Consider the following 13,711-nt stretch of genomic DNA (forward strand, 5'->3'; position numbering starts at 1 on the left):
TCGCCGCCTGCGGCGGCGCTCTGGACAGGCTTCGACAAGCGCGGGACGAACGGCCGGGGGTTTGTAACCGTCCAGCGTGATGTGGCTGTCACCATGCCCATCACCCCTGGCTCTGGCCGAAGGGGCCGCGGCGGGGCGGTGCTGGCGGGGTGGGCGCGGGGGTGCCGTCGGCGCCCAGCGCTTCCTTCGCCAGCGCGCCGATGCCGCCCAGCGTACCGATCAGCTGGGTCGCTTCGACCGGGAAGAGAATGGTCTTGGCATTGGGGCTGGTCGCGAACTGGCTGACCGCCTCGGTATATTTTTGCGCGATGAAATAGTTGAGCGCCTGCGGATTGCCGGCGGAAATGGCGTCAGAGACCATCTGCGTCGCCTTGGCTTCGGCCTCCGCCTCGCGCTCGCGGGCTTCGGCGTCGCGGAAGGCGGCTTCGCGGCGACCTTCTGCTTGCAGGATTTGGCCCTGTTTCTCACCCTCGGCGCGCAGGATTTCGGCGGCGCGGGCGCCTTCGGCATCCAGGATGTTGGCGCGCTTCTCGCGCTCCGCCTTCATCTGGCGGCCCATGGCGTTGACGATGTCGGCGGGCGGGCGGATGTCCTTCAACTCGACGCGGGTGATCTTGATCCCCCAGGCGTTGGTGGCGTGATCGACAACGGACAGTAGGCGGGCGTTGATCTCGTCACGCTTGGAGAGGGTTTCGTCGAGGTCCATCGAGCCCATGACGGTGCGCAGGTTGGTGGTCGCGAGCTGCATGATCGCGACATAGAGTTCGGACACTTCATAGGCGGCCTTGGCGGCGTCGAGCACCTGGAAGAAGACCACGCCGTCGACCGACACCATGGCGTTGTCCTTGGTGATGATCTCCTGCCCCGGAATGTCGACCACCTGCTCCATCATGTTGATGCGGCGACCCACGGCGTAGAAGAAGGCGGGGTAGAAATTGAGGCCGGGCTTGGCGACTTCGGTGAACCGGCCAAAGCGTTCGATCGTATATTGATAGCCCTGCCGCACCACCTTCACGCTGACCGCGAGGTAGAAGAGGACGAGGCCCGTGAGCGTCAGTGCGAAGGTCGTCAGCATATCCATGTCTCTCCCCCGGATGTGGGCTTGGATTATGCGCCCTAATCGTTAACGGGGAAAGGCAAACCGCTACCCAGGAGAATATCATGTTGCTGCGCCACGCCCGTTCGCTGCTGTTCCTGCCCGCGTCCAACGCGCGCGCCATCGCCAAGGCGCGGACGCTGCCGTGCGACATGGTCATATTGGACCTGGAGGATGCGGTGGCGGACGACGCCAAGGAAGAGGCGCGGGCGGGCGCGATCGCGGCGCTGGGCGAGGGTTTTGGCGGGCGGATCGGCGCGGTGCGGATCAATGTCGCGGGGACGCCCTGGCACGGGGCGGAGATGGTGGCGGTCAAGGCGTCGGCCGCGGACTATGTCGTGCTGCCCAAGGTGGAGGCGGGGCGGCAGGTGAAAGACGTGTATAGCGTGTGCGGCAAGCCGGTGATCGCGATGATTGAGAGCGCGCGCGGCGTGCTGGCGGCGGTGGAGATCGCCGCGGCGGAGGGCTGCGCCGGGCTATTCATGGGCAATAACGACCTGCGCCGCGACCTGGGCATACCGGCGGGCGTGGGGCGCGAGGGGCTGAGCCATGCGATGCAGGCGGTGGTGCTGGCGGCGCGGGCGGCGGGCATCGCGGTGTTCGATGGGGTGTATAACCGGCTGGACGATCTGGGCGCGCTGGAGGCGGAATGTGTGGCCGGCCATGCGCTGGGCTTCGATGGCAAGACGCTGATCCACCCCAGCCAGGTGCCGGTGGCGAACCAGGTGTTCGGGCCGGACGCGCAGGCGGTGGCGGACGCGCGGCGGCTCATCGAGGCGGCGACCGGCGGGGCGGAACGCTATGAGGGGCGGATGATCGAGGCGATGCATGTCGGGGAAGCGCGCGCGCTGGTGGCGCGGGCTGAGGCGGTGGGGCAATAGGCCCATGCCGTAGCGGAAGGAGCGGCGACCTGCCGTTTTCCGCAGTCAGATTATGTTAAGGATGCCGTGTTGCAGCGATGCTACAGTCGGCAACAAAAGCGCTACAAACCCCTCCATTCGTCGCAGCGGCGTTGACCCGGCGCGACGGGACGGGCGTTTTCGGGTCATTCGAGTTCTTCCCCCCGAACTCCTGAAAACAGAGGGACATTTTATGCATCGCACCGCTGCTGCGGCGCGCCGGCTCCTTGCGGCCAGCGCGCTCACAACCCTGTTCGCTTTCCCGGTCCTGGCGCAGGACGCGACCCCGGCCGATGATGGCGAAACCATCGTCGTGACCGGCAGCCGCATCCAGCGCAACGACTATAATATCGCCAACCCACTGGTCACGGTGACGGCCGAGACACTGGAGCAGTCAGGCAACGTCCAGTTGGTTGACACACTGCGGCAGAATCCGGCGCTGATCTCTTCGTTCGGCGGTGCGCAGACATCCGGGTCCAATGCGGGCTTCGGTTCGGTCGGCGTGCAGTTGCTGAACCTGCGCGGGCTGGGCGAGAACCGGACGCTGGTGCTGGTCAATGGCCGCCGCCATGTGGCGAGCCTGTCGGGGTCGGCCGCGGTCGACATCAATACCATTCCCACTGACCTGATCGAAGGCGTGGACGTGCTGACGGGCGGCGCATCGGCCATTTATGGCGCGGACGGCGTGTCGGGCGTGGTCAATTTCCGCCTGAAGCGTAATTTCGATGGCTTCATGGCGAGCGGGCAGACGGGCATTTCCAGCCGGGGCGACGCCGGACAGCGCGAAGGGTCGCTGACCTATGGCAAGAATTTCAGTGATGGCCGCGGCAATATCGCGCTGTCTTATGAATTTCGCGAACAGGACCGGCTGAGCAGCTTCAACCGCGGGCGCACCGGCAATCCGCTGCGCACCTATGGCATCGTGCGCGATCCAGCGGACATCCCGGACAATCCTAATGTGCCGGATCGCGTTCCCACCAACAATCTGCGTTATGCCGACAGTTCGCTGGGTGGGGCGATCGACGTCGATTTCGACGGCATCCCTGACTTTACCGGCGAGGGCAAAGTCTATGATCGCGGCCGGTTGCTGCCGTCTTCGGGCGGGCTGACGCAGGGCGGGGACAGCACGCCGCTGGCGGGTTATCAGGGCGACTTGCAGGCCTATAATCGGGTGCATAATTTCAACCTGCTGTCGCATTATGATTTCAGCGATGCGGTGAAATTCTTCTTCGAAGCCAAATATGTGAAGAACAAGACCAGCACGGTGTCGCAGCCTTCGTTCGACTTCTTCACCTATCTGACGCCAGACAACGCCTATCTACAGGATCAGTTCGCGGGACTGGCCGCGGATGGCGCGCTGGTGTCGCGCGACAATTTCGACATGGGCGTGCGCGGCGAGAAAAATGAGCGCGAGACTATGCGTTTCGTAGGCGGGTTCGAGGGGGAAATTTCCGACCATGCCCGCTATGAACTGTCCTATACGTTCGGCCAGACCAAGTCGAAGGTGCTGCTGACCGATTATCGCATCGGCGATCGTTATTGGGCCGCGATCGACGCGGTGCGCGACCCGGCCACCGGACAGATCGTCTGCCGGTCCGACCTGGACCCCACGGCCAACATCAATCCCGACAATTATGACGCGCCGGCCACGACCTTCACGCCGGGCGCGGGCAGCGGTTGCCGTCCGCTCAACCTGCTGGGCAACGGGTCGCCCAGTCAGGCGGCGCTCGACTGGGTCAATGCCGACATATTGAACCGCGCCAAAATCCAGCAGCATGTCGTGTCAGGTTCGATCTCTGGCGATTTCGGCCAGTTCTTTGAATTGCCGGGCGGTCCCATCGGCTTCGCCATCGGCGGCGAATATCGCAAGGAGAAGAGCAGCTTCGTGCCCGACGACCTGTTGCAGCAGGGCGCGTTGGCGGACTTTTCGCTGCAATTGCCTGAAAAGGGCAGCTTTGACGTGAAGGAAATTTTTGGCGAATTGTCGGTGCCGGTGCTCAAGGAAGTGCCCTTCGCCTATAATCTGAGCTTTGGCGCGGCGATCCGGCTGTCGGATTATTCGACCATCGGCAAGACCACGACCTGGAAGGTGGACGGCACCTATGCGCCGATCCCCGACATCACCTTCCGCGGCACTTGGTCCGAAGCGGTGCGCGCGCCCAACATCACCGAACTGTTCGCGCCGCGCAACGGCGGGTTCGATTTCATCGGTGATCCATGCGACCCGGTCTATATCGGCGAGGGCACGCAATATCGCGTCGCCAATTGCCAGGCGACGCTGGCGGCCGCGGGCCTGACGCCGGAACAGATTGCTGCGTTCAACCCGGAAAACGATCCGACCGCGACTGTCAGCCTGCCGGGCTTTTCCGGCGGCAACCGCAATCTGAAGGAAGAAACGGCGCGGACGTGGACGGCGGGCGTGGTGCTGCGCCCCAGCTTCATTCCGGGCCTGCTGGCGTCGTTCGACTGGTATGACATCAAGCTGAAAAATGCCGTCAACACCGCCACAGCGGAAGAAGTGGCGGAACTGTGCGTCGATCAGCCGACGCTGGACAATGTGTTCTGCCAGAATATCGGCCGCGACACGACGACTGGCTATATCAATAGCTGGTACGTCCAGCCGCAGAATGTGGCCAATTTCCGAACGTCGGGTGCGGACTTCAAGCTGAATTACGGCTTCAACACCGCCAAGACGGGGTCGTTTGCGATCACGCTGGTCGGTGGTTACCTCAACAAGCTGGAATTCATCCCGACGCCGGGCGCAAGCGTCGATGTGGACCGCGAGGAAGCCTATTATCCCAAGTGGAACGCGACCGGGGACATCACCTGGAAGATGGACAAGCTGACGATCAACTATGGCGTGAGCTGGTTCAGCAAGACGCGGCGATACGAGTTGGAGCAGACCAACGCCAACCCGGATATCGCCGAGAGCAAATATCTAAAATACAAGGAAAAGTGGCAGCACGACCTGTATGTCGCCTATGATGTGGACGAACGGTTCCGCTTCTATGTCGGCGCGAACAACCTGTTCGACCAGCAGCCGTCGATCGCGTCGTCCAACTATCCGATCAGCTATGTCGGCCGGTACATGTATGCGGGCGCCAAGATCACGATGTAATTGGTTGGTGTCCGATCACGCGGGAGGAGGGGCGGTTTTCCGCCCCTTTTCTTTTTGGAGAGGCGGGTGAGCCGCGCCTATTTTCCGCTCGCGCTTGCCTTTGATGGGAACGGACGTCCTGCCGGCGCATTGGCCGTGCGACAGGGAGTATGGCATGACCTATGACGACAGGATGACCCTTTTGGCGCGGATCGGTTTTGCCGCGCGGGGGCTTGTCTATATCCTGATCGGCTGGTTCGCGCTCGACGTCGCGGTCAATGGCGGGCAGTTGAAGGATAATCAGGGCGCGCTCGGCACGCTGGCCAGTGCGCCGTTGGGGCATGTGCTGCTGGCGATCTGCGCGATCGGATTCGTCGGCTATGCGATCTGGCGGCTGACGGAGGCGATCACCGACCCGGAAAATCGCAGCCGCGACATTAAGGGGCGGTTTGCGCGCGCGGGATATGCGGTCAGCGGGATCACCCATCTGGCGCTGGCGACGGCGGCGGCGCGTCTGGCCCTTCGCCAGACACCGGCGCAAGGCGGCAGTCCGGGCGACGAGAGTGCGCAAAGCTGGTCGGCCTGGCTGCTGGCGCAGCCGGGCGGGACGTTGATGTTGATAATGGTCGGCATCGGCTTTTTCGCGGTGGCCGCCGCTCAGGCGGTCAAGGCCTATAAGGCAAGGTTCGACGAATTGGACGCCCAGGTTCCGGCCCCGCGCTATGTGCGGTGGGTGGGGCGGTGCGGCTATGCGGCGCGTGCCTTGATTTTCGCCATCATCGGCTGGTTTCTCATCATGGCGGCGACAAACCATGACGCCGACCGCGCCGGTGGCCTGGGCGAGGCGCTCCAACAGTTGCGGTCGCAGTCGGAAGGCGCGGCAATCCTGGGCATCGTTGCGTTCGGGCTGGCTTTGTTCGGCATGTTCAGCCTGATCGAAGCGCGCTATCGCCGGATCAGGGTCAAGAAGCCGGGTTTTCTTTAGGCAATGGCGGCCCACCGACCTCCGGCCTCCTTGCGGACCAGGGTGAGCGAGCGCGGGTTGATTTCCGGTGATTCCTGGCCGAGGTCGAAATGCCAGACATGGCCCTGGCGGATGCGCCAGTAGAGTTGCGACCCCTGGTCCAGGCCGAGCGGGCCGCAGGCGGTGCGGATTTCGTCCTGCCGCATAGCGGCGGCTTCGGCGGCCGGGATATCGACCACCAGCGCGTCGGCGGGCCAGCCGGGGATGTCCGCCTTGCGCACATGGCAACCATGGTCGTCGGCCTGATCGGTGATCGCGGCGCGGGTGAGCGCCAGGATCGTGGATTGGGGATCGTGGTGGTCGGCCGGGGCGAAGGCGACCAGCGTGGCGCCCTTCGCCTGATCGCCGCCCATGGGCGAAAGCGCGTAGACGAGGCGGGCGAGCGGCCGGGCCGGCGCATAGGCGAGGGCTGTGGTTTTTCCGGCGCAGCGGGCGGCGCGATAGAGCAGCCAAATGTCGTCGGGCAGGGCGGCTTCGTTGACCGACCAGGCGCAGCCGTCCGGCAGCGAGGGATGATCGTCGGCGGGGAGCAGCGCGGCGGCGTCCGCCGGGCACAGGCCGGTGCCGGGTAGGCGGGCGGCCTTGTCCGGGCAGGCGGGGGCGCTCGTCATGCTGACGACAGGCGCGGCACGTTATTGGCTGACTGGTCGGCGGGCGGGGGCGCGCAGGCGGTCAGCGATGCGAGCAGCGCGCAGAAGAGCAGGTGTCGCATCATGGGTCTATTCTGATCGGAAGGGCGGTCAGGCCTGTCGGTGCCGCGCGGTCAGCAGATAGTTGATCGCGCTGTTGGCGGACAGGGTGAAGCCGCGGCCGGGATCGAAGCTGAGGCCGCTGCTGTCGATGACAGTCAGGCCCGCCTGTTCCAGCAGCGCGGTGAGTTCTTCGGGCGTGATGAATTTGTGCCAATCATGCGTGCCCTTTGGGATGCCGCCTATGCTTTCGCCGATGGTGATCATGGCGAGGCGGGAGAGGGGCGTGCGGTTAGGGGTCGAGAGGATCATCAGGCCGTCGGGGGCGAGTTTGCTGGCCAGCGCGGCTATGAAGGCGGCGGGATCGGCGACATGTTCGATCACTTCCATCGAGGTGACGAGGTCGAAGCCGGTGTCGGTCATGGCTTCGACCGGGGTGGCGCGATAGTCGATGGAGAGGTGCTGGCTCGCCGCATGGGCCTGAGCGGCGGCAATATTTTCAGGGGCTGCGTCAAGCCCGGTGACGGTCGCGCCGAGGCGGGCGAGCGGTTCGGCCAGCAGGCCCGCGCCGCAGCCGACGTCGAGCGCGCGCTTGCCGGCGAGCGGGCGGAAGCCGTGCGCATCGCCCGGCCAGCGCTGGTCGATCGCGGCGCGAATATAGGCGAGGCGCACCGGGTTGAGTTTGTGCAGCATCGCGCTGGAGCCGGCAGGGTTCCACCAGTCGGCGGCCATATCACCGAAATGGGCGGCTTCCTTCGGGTCGATCGTGGCAGTGTTTTGGGTCATCATGCGCCTTGGTCTGCAATCCCCGAAAAGAAGAACAGCCCTTCGACAGGCTCAGGGCGAACGAGGAGGGGTGGTTTCGATTATCCTGTATCGGCTTTTAGCAGGCCATGGACGGGAGGCAAATGGACCTATGCCGTTGAACCGAAAAGAGCGGGCCTTTCATACGATAGCGCGAGCGGCAGGATTGCTTGCCATATGCGCCCGCGCTGCTAATAGGAGCGCCGTTTGGCCCTTTTGGGACATTTTCTTTCATAATAGTGGATAAGGTTCGACACACACATGGCGCGCATCGTGATGAAATTCGGCGGCACCTCCATGGCGGGGATGGAGCGAATTCGCAACGTGGCCGCGCGCGTCAAACATGTCGTGAGCCAGGGCCATGAAGTCGCCGTCGTGGTGTCGGCCATGGCGGGCGAAACGGACCGGCTGGTGGGTTTCTGCAAGGAAGCGTCGGCGCTGTACGATCCGGCCGAATATGATGTCGTGGTCGCCGCGGGCGAGCAGATCACCAGCGGGCTGCTGGCGATGACGCTCAAAGCCATGGACGTCGATGCGCGCAGCTGGCTGGGCTGGCAATTGCCGATCCGCACGATCGAAGCCCATGCCAAGGCGCGGGTGAGCGATATCGACACACTGGACCTGCTGGCGTCGATGCGGTCGGGCACGGTGGCGGTGATCCCCGGTTTCCAGGGCATGATGGCCGATGGCCGGGTGTCGACGCTGGGCCGGGGCGGGTCGGACACGTCGGCCGTCGCAGTGGCCGCAGCGATCAAGGCGGATCGCTGCGACATCTATACCGACGTGGACGGCGTCTATACGACGGACCCGCGGATCGTGGCGCGCGCGCGCAAGCTGGACCTCGTCACCTATGAGGAGATGCTGGAACTGGCCTCGGTCGGGGCCAAGGTGTTGCAGACGCGCTCGGTCGGCCTGGCCATGAAGGAGGGCGTGGTGGTGCAGGTGCTGTCGTCCTTCGACGATCCCACGCAGGATGATTTGCCCGGCACGCTGATCGTCAGCGACGTGGAACTGGAAGCCAAGCTCAAGGAAGACAAGATGGAACGTCAGCTCATCACCGGCATCGCCCATGACAAGAATGAGGCGAAGATCATCGTGACGCGCGTGCCCGACAAGCCGGGCGCGGTCGCCAACATCTTCGTGCCGCTGGCCGATGCGGCGATCAACGTCGACATGATCATCCAGAATGACAGCAAGGACAATGAAGAGACGGACGTCACCTTCACCGTTCCGCGCGCCGACCTGGCCCGAAGCGTCGACATTTTGGAAGCGAACAAGGATGCGATCGGCTTTCGCCGGATCATCACCGACACCGAAGTCGCCAAGATCAGCGTCGTGGGTGTGGGGATGCGCAGCCATGCGGGCGTCGCAGCGACCATGTTCAAGACGCTGGCCGATCGCGGCATCAACATCGAGGCGATATCCACCAGCGAGATCAAGGTTTCGGTGCTGATCGACGAGGATGAGACGGAACTGGCGGTGCGTGTGTTGCACACGGCCTATGGGCTGGACGCGCCGATGGCTTGACCTTTTCTCCCCTCCCCTTCAGGGGAGGGGCCGGGGGTGGGGGATTGCCCCACATGCCGCGTCAAGTGGACAGCCCCCACCCCAACCCCTCCCCTGAAGGAGAGGGGCTTTTTGTGATTCTAGAGGCTAAGTTCATGACCCACGCAAAGCTGAACTCCCTGATGGCCCGCGGCGCCGCCTTTTTCGGGTGCGAGAGCGCTATCCTGTGCGGGGCGATGAGCTGGGTCAGCGAGCGCAACCTGGTGTCGGCGATTTCCAACGCCGGCGGGTTCGGTGTGATCGCGTGCGGCGCGATGACGCCCGAATTGCTGGACGCGGAGATTGCAGCGACCAAGGCGCTGACGGACAAACCGTTCGGCGTGAACCTGATCACCATGCATCCGATGCTGTTCGACCTGATCGATGTGTGCGCGAAGCATAAGGTCAGCCATATCGTGCTGGCCGGGGGGCTGCCGCCCAAGGGCAGCATCGAGGCGATCAAGTCGAAAGGGGCCAAACTGATCTGCTTTGCGCCGGCGCTGAGCCTGGCCAAGAAGCTGGTGCGGTCGGGCGTGGATGCGCTGGTGGTCGAAGGGATGGAGGCGGGCGGCCATATCGGTCCGGTCGCAACCAGCGTGCTGGCGCAGGAAATCCTGCCGGAAATGGCGGAGCAGGTTCCCGTGTTCGTCGCCGGTGGCATCGGCCGCGGCGAGGCGATCGCCGCCTATCTGGAAATGGGCGCGGCCGGCGTGCAGTTGGGCACGCGCTTTGCGTGCGCGACCGAGAGCATCGCGCATCCCGCTTTCAAGAAGGCGTTCTTCCGTGCGTCGGCGCGCGATGCGATCGCCAGCGTGCAGATCGATCCGCGCCTGCCGGTGATTCCGGTGCGGTCGCTGAAAAATGCCGGGATGGAGAATTTCACCGTCAAGCAGCGCGAGGTCGCCAATCTGCTCGACGAAGGCGCGGTCGACATGATGGAAGCGCAGTTGCAGATCGAACATTATTGGGCGGGCGCGCTGCGCCGCGCGGTGATCGACGGGGATGTTGAGGGCGGGTCGCTGATGGCGGGCCAATCGGTCGGCATGGTGACCAAGGAAGAACCGGTCGCGAACATCATCGCGCAACTGATGGATCAGGCCGCCGCGGCGCTGGAGCGGCGAGCCGCCTAAAGGCTTGCGGCGAACCGAGCGTTAGGCATATTTCCTCCGCACAAAATGCACGGCATGACCGGCGCACAGTCCCATCGGAGAATTTGATGTTGTCATCGCGCCGTCTTGGCCGTCTTTCGCTTGCGTCGCTGGCCGTGTTGGCGGCCTGTTCGACCCCGCCGCCACCGCCGCCGACCCCGCCGCCGCCGGTGGTGCCCACCATCCGCCCGATGCCGCCTGCGAATGCGGTCGAAGGCATGAGCATCCCGACGCAGGGTGCGGACGGCAAATATCTGACCGCCAATCGCGGCGTGACGTCGAATACCGCGTTGTGGCACCTGCGCATGGGACTGAACGTCGCGGCGCTCAATTGCGACAAATATGGGCCGACCGCGCGCAACCAGTATAATCAGTTGCTGGCGGTGCATAAGGCGGCGCTGAACGGGGCCAATGCGGCGGTCGACCGCAACTACAGCGTCGCCTATGGCAGTTCGGGCATGGCGTCGCGCGAACGGTTGAACACGGTGGTCTATAATTTCTTCGCGCTGCCGCCGGTCATCAAGAGTTTCTGCCCGGTCGCGGTGACGGTCGGGGCGAAGATGATCGCGATGCCATCGGACCAGTTGCTGGAAGCCGCGCCGGCCTTGCTGGCCGAACTGGAAAAGCCGTTCCAGGAATTTTACGCCGCCTATGCGGATTATCTGCGTCGTCTGGCCGAATGGCAGTCGCGTTTCGGTGCGACGGTGACGGTCGTCGTGTCGCCCACCCCGCTGCCGCCGCCGCCGATCCCGCCGGGGGAGGCGCCGCCCAAGGGATGGACGCCCAGTTACAAGAGCGCGCTGGAGGCGACCCCGCCGCCGCCATCGGACGGGGGCGTTGCGCCAGCTGTCGCGCCCGCCGCCTCGGTATCTGGTCCGCCGGCCGCTACACGCACTCTGCCGGACAATAGCCAGCCCAAGCTGATCGTGCAGCCGCTGCCGACCACGAGCGAGTGAGGACACGCCGCTCCGCTAGAACGACCGCGCCGTGAATCAGTCGCGCGCGTCAAAGGTGGCGCGGGCGGCTTCGACGATGTCGAGATGGCGTTCGGCCCAGACCCAGACGCCGCAAAAGGCGGCGCTGAGGCTGTTGCCGAGCGGGGTGAGCGCATAGTCGACGCGCGGCGGCACGACCGGATGGACGGTGCGGGTGAGCAGGCCGTCGCGCTCCATCTGGCGCAGCGTTTGCGTCAGCATCTTCTGGCTGATGCCGTCGATCTGTCGGCCGATTGCGGAGAAGCGCAGCACGCCTTTCTCCTCCAGCAGTTCCAGCACCAGCAGCGTCCATTTGTCCGCGATGCGGCCGATCAGGTCGTTGACGAGTCGCTCCACCCGCGGGTCGAGTTCGGCGGGGGGATCGGTCGCAAGATAATGTTCGGCCTGCGCGATATCGTCGGCATGGAAGCGGGTTTGGAGCGGATTCGCCATTTCTTACCTTTGGGTGACTACAGCACTTTTTGGTGCCTACTTTCCAAAAGAGAGCATAAGCCTAAATGGCCTTTCAAGCCAATTGAAAGGAAAGATCCATGCAACCCACAGGCAATAGCATCCTCATCACCGGCGGCGGTTCGGGCCTTGGCGCGGCGCTGGCGCATGAATTTCATGAAGCAGGCAATCAGGTGATCATCGCCGGGCGACGGCAGGCGGCGCTGGACTCGGTCGTGGCGGCGCATCCCGGCATGGCCGCGATGGTGCTGGACATGGCGGATGCGGCGGGGATCGTCGCCTTCGCGGAGAAGCTGATTGCGGACTTCCCGGCTTTGAACGCCGTGCTGCTCAACGCCGGGATCATGGTGGCGGAGGAGAAGATCGACTTGGCCACAGCCGAAGCGACGATCGCAACCAATTTGCTGGGGCCGATCCGGCTGGCCCATGTGCTGCTGCCGCATCTGGAGGCGCAAGCGGCATCGACGATCCTGACCGTGTCGTCGGGCCTGGCCTTCGTGCCGCTGGCGGCGACGCCGACCTATAGCGCGACCAAGGCGGCGATCCATAGCTGGTCGGTCGCGATGCGCGCGCAGTTGAAGGCGACCAGCGTGGAAGTGATCGAGATCGTGCCGCCGGGCGTGCAGACCGACCTGATGCCCGGCCATGCCGAGAATGACCAGATGATGCCGCTCGCCGACTTCATCGCCGAGACGATGACGTTGCTGCGGCAGGAACCGGCGCTGCCGGAAATCCATGTCGCGCGGGTGAAATTGCTGAGCGAAGCCACGCAGCGCGGGGAATTTGCGCAAGTGTTCGGGATGCTCAACCAGCATTGACGGTAGAGGGCGCCCTGGGGGGCAGGGGGAAGAGGGTGGCGAAGCGGTCGGCCAGCGCCTTATCCCCCTCCACGCTCAGGGCGCCTGCCATGTCGGCATAGCGCGCGCCGCCATAAAGGACCGCGACCAGCGCATTCTGGTCGCCGCTGATGATCGCATCCGCGCCCGCCGCCGCGCCGCGATCTATTAGGACATCGCCGTCTTTGAATGTGGCGCGAAATTCCTCTTCGCCGAAGCGGAAGCCGATCGTCGCGTCCATGGCGCCGATGCGGCTGCGGTCGATCATCGTGCGCATCGACAGGATCACCGACACCTGGCTCATCGGCTTGCCCGGCTCCATCGTGGGAGAGCGGCAGGCCCATCGGCCCAGCACCTGAAACAGGATTTCCGATTCGCGGCCCCAGTCGGTCAGTTCGTAAATCTGGCTGGCCGCGGGCGGGGGCAGGCGGCGGCGGATCAGGATGCTGGCCGCTTCCAGCTCCTCCAGCCTTTGCGTCAGCACATTGGCGCTGATTCCGGGCAGGCCGGCGCGCAGGTCGGTGAAGCGCTTTGGCCCCAGCATCAATTCACGCATGATCGGCATCGCCCAGCGATCGCCGATGATGTCGAGCGCGTGGGCGACGGCGCATCCGTCCTGATAGGCGCGTCTCTGACTCATTAGTTATCTTTTATAACTTAACAGTTGTAATAGATAATGACGAGGCGCAGAAAGTGCAAGCGATGAGTCGCCTTCCGCAGGGAAAGAGCGCCGCGGCGTGGACAGAAGAGGAGAGAGACGATGGCCTATATGGACGGTTTCGTGATCCCGGTGCCCAAGGGCAATAAGGAACGCTATAGGGAGGTGGCGGCCTTTGCCGCGCCGATCTTCATCGAATATGGCGCGCTGCGCGTGGTCGAATGTTGGGGCAATGATATCAAGATCGGCAAGACCAACGACTTTCGTACCGCGGTGATCGCGGAGGAGGACGAGGAGGTCGTCTTTTCCTGGATCGAATGGCCCGACAAGGCGACCCGCGACGCCGGGGCCGAGAAGGTCATGAAAGATGAACGTATGCAGCCCAAGGAGGGCGAGGACATGCCGTTTATCGGCGCGCGGTTGATCTATGGCGGGTTCGAGATGTTGGTGGACGCGAAGGGTTAGGGCGT

At 64.2% G+C, this 13,711-nt stretch carries 13 protein-coding genes; 8 read left to right on the top strand and 5 right to left on the bottom strand.

Annotation, left to right across the window (positions count from 1 at the left end; all coding sequences use genetic code 11):
• Positions 1 to 100 precede the first annotated feature (100 nt).
• Entirely contained in the window at positions 101 to 1,075 is a 975-nt protein-coding gene (locus tag V473_RS03305) for an SPFH domain-containing protein (protein WP_066604938.1), read from the bottom strand.
• A gap of 86 nt (positions 1,076 to 1,161) precedes the next feature.
• On the opposite strand from V473_RS03305, the gene V473_RS03310 reads away from it, so the two are divergent.
• The 3 genes from V473_RS03310 to V473_RS03320 all read left to right on the top strand — a co-directional run bounded on the left by V473_RS03310 (position 1,162) and on the right by V473_RS03320 (position 6,077).
• Complete coding sequence (locus V473_RS03310; protein ID WP_066600565.1) at positions 1,162 to 1,977, top strand: HpcH/HpaI aldolase/citrate lyase family protein; 816 nt, start codon at positions 1,162 to 1,164, stop codon at positions 1,975 to 1,977.
• 211 nt (positions 1,978 to 2,188) lie between these two features.
• The gene (locus tag V473_RS03315; protein ID WP_066600567.1) at positions 2,189 to 5,113 is read left to right on the top strand and encodes a TonB-dependent receptor domain-containing protein; all 2,925 of its coding nucleotides are present in this window, start codon (positions 2,189 to 2,191) and stop codon (positions 5,111 to 5,113) included.
• 154 nt (positions 5,114 to 5,267) lie between these two features.
• Positions 5,268 to 6,077 carry a DUF1206 domain-containing protein gene (locus tag V473_RS03320; protein WP_066600570.1) on the top strand — a complete coding sequence of 270 codons (810 nt, stop codon included), beginning with the start codon at positions 5,268 to 5,270 and terminating at the stop codon, positions 6,075 to 6,077.
• Here the strand turns inward: V473_RS03320 and V473_RS03325 are convergent.
• Both V473_RS03325 and ubiG read right to left on the bottom strand, forming a co-directional pair.
• Positions 6,074 to 6,727 (bottom strand): hypothetical protein, encoded by a 654-nt coding sequence (locus V473_RS03325; RefSeq protein WP_066600572.1) that lies wholly within the window; start codon positions 6,725 to 6,727, stop codon positions 6,074 to 6,076. The two genes, V473_RS03320 and V473_RS03325, sit on opposite strands and share 4 nt — an antisense overlap.
• A gap of 129 nt (positions 6,728 to 6,856) precedes the next feature.
• Positions 6,857 to 7,594, bottom strand: a complete 738-nt coding sequence (gene ubiG, locus V473_RS03330; protein WP_066600575.1) for a bifunctional 2-polyprenyl-6-hydroxyphenol methylase/3-demethylubiquinol 3-O-methyltransferase UbiG — start codon at positions 7,592 to 7,594, stop codon at positions 6,857 to 6,859.
• A 276-nt stretch (positions 7,595 to 7,870) separates the two neighbouring features.
• Between ubiG and V473_RS03335 the strand changes: the two genes are divergently transcribed.
• The 3 genes from V473_RS03335 to V473_RS03345 all read left to right on the top strand — a co-directional run bounded on the left by V473_RS03335 (position 7,871) and on the right by V473_RS03345 (position 11,258).
• Positions 7,871 to 9,136 carry an aspartate kinase gene (locus V473_RS03335; RefSeq protein WP_066600577.1) on the top strand — a complete coding sequence of 422 codons (1,266 nt, stop codon included), beginning with the start codon at positions 7,871 to 7,873 and terminating at the stop codon, positions 9,134 to 9,136.
• Between the two features lie 134 nt (positions 9,137 to 9,270).
• Positions 9,271 to 10,284 carry an NAD(P)H-dependent flavin oxidoreductase gene (locus tag V473_RS03340; protein WP_066600580.1) on the top strand — a complete coding sequence of 338 codons (1,014 nt, stop codon included), beginning with the start codon at positions 9,271 to 9,273 and terminating at the stop codon, positions 10,282 to 10,284.
• Between the two features lie 86 nt (positions 10,285 to 10,370).
• A complete protein-coding gene (locus V473_RS03345) occupies positions 10,371 to 11,258 on the top strand; it encodes a hypothetical protein (protein WP_066600582.1) in 888 nt (295 codons plus the stop codon).
• Positions 11,259 to 11,294: 36 nt separating this feature from the next.
• Here the strand turns inward: V473_RS03345 and V473_RS03350 are convergent, their stop codons facing one another.
• Entirely contained in the window at positions 11,295 to 11,729 is a 435-nt protein-coding gene (locus V473_RS03350; RefSeq protein ID WP_066600584.1) for a winged helix-turn-helix transcriptional regulator, read from the bottom strand.
• Between the two features lie 98 nt (positions 11,730 to 11,827).
• Between V473_RS03350 and V473_RS03355 the strand changes: the two genes are divergently transcribed.
• Complete coding sequence (locus V473_RS03355) at positions 11,828 to 12,565, top strand: SDR family oxidoreductase (RefSeq protein ID WP_066600589.1); 738 nt, start codon at positions 11,828 to 11,830, stop codon at positions 12,563 to 12,565.
• On the opposite strand, the gene V473_RS03360 is transcribed toward V473_RS03355, so the two are convergent.
• On the bottom strand, positions 12,552 to 13,223 hold the full coding sequence (locus V473_RS03360) for a winged helix-turn-helix transcriptional regulator (RefSeq protein ID WP_066600592.1): 672 nt from the start codon (positions 13,221 to 13,223) through the stop codon (positions 12,552 to 12,554). The genes V473_RS03355 and V473_RS03360 overlap by 14 nt on opposite strands.
• Positions 13,224 to 13,343: 120 nt before the next feature.
• On the opposite strand from V473_RS03360, the gene V473_RS03365 reads away from it, so the two are divergent.
• On the top strand, positions 13,344 to 13,706 hold the full coding sequence (locus V473_RS03365; protein ID WP_066600595.1) for a DUF1428 domain-containing protein: 363 nt from the start codon (positions 13,344 to 13,346) through the stop codon (positions 13,704 to 13,706).
• The last annotated feature ends 5 nt before the right edge of the window (positions 13,707 to 13,711 follow it).

The organism is Sphingobium cupriresistens LL01, assembly GCF_001046645.1.
GTDB classification, from domain to species: Bacteria; Pseudomonadota; Alphaproteobacteria; order Sphingomonadales; family Sphingomonadaceae; genus Sphingobium; species Sphingobium cupriresistens.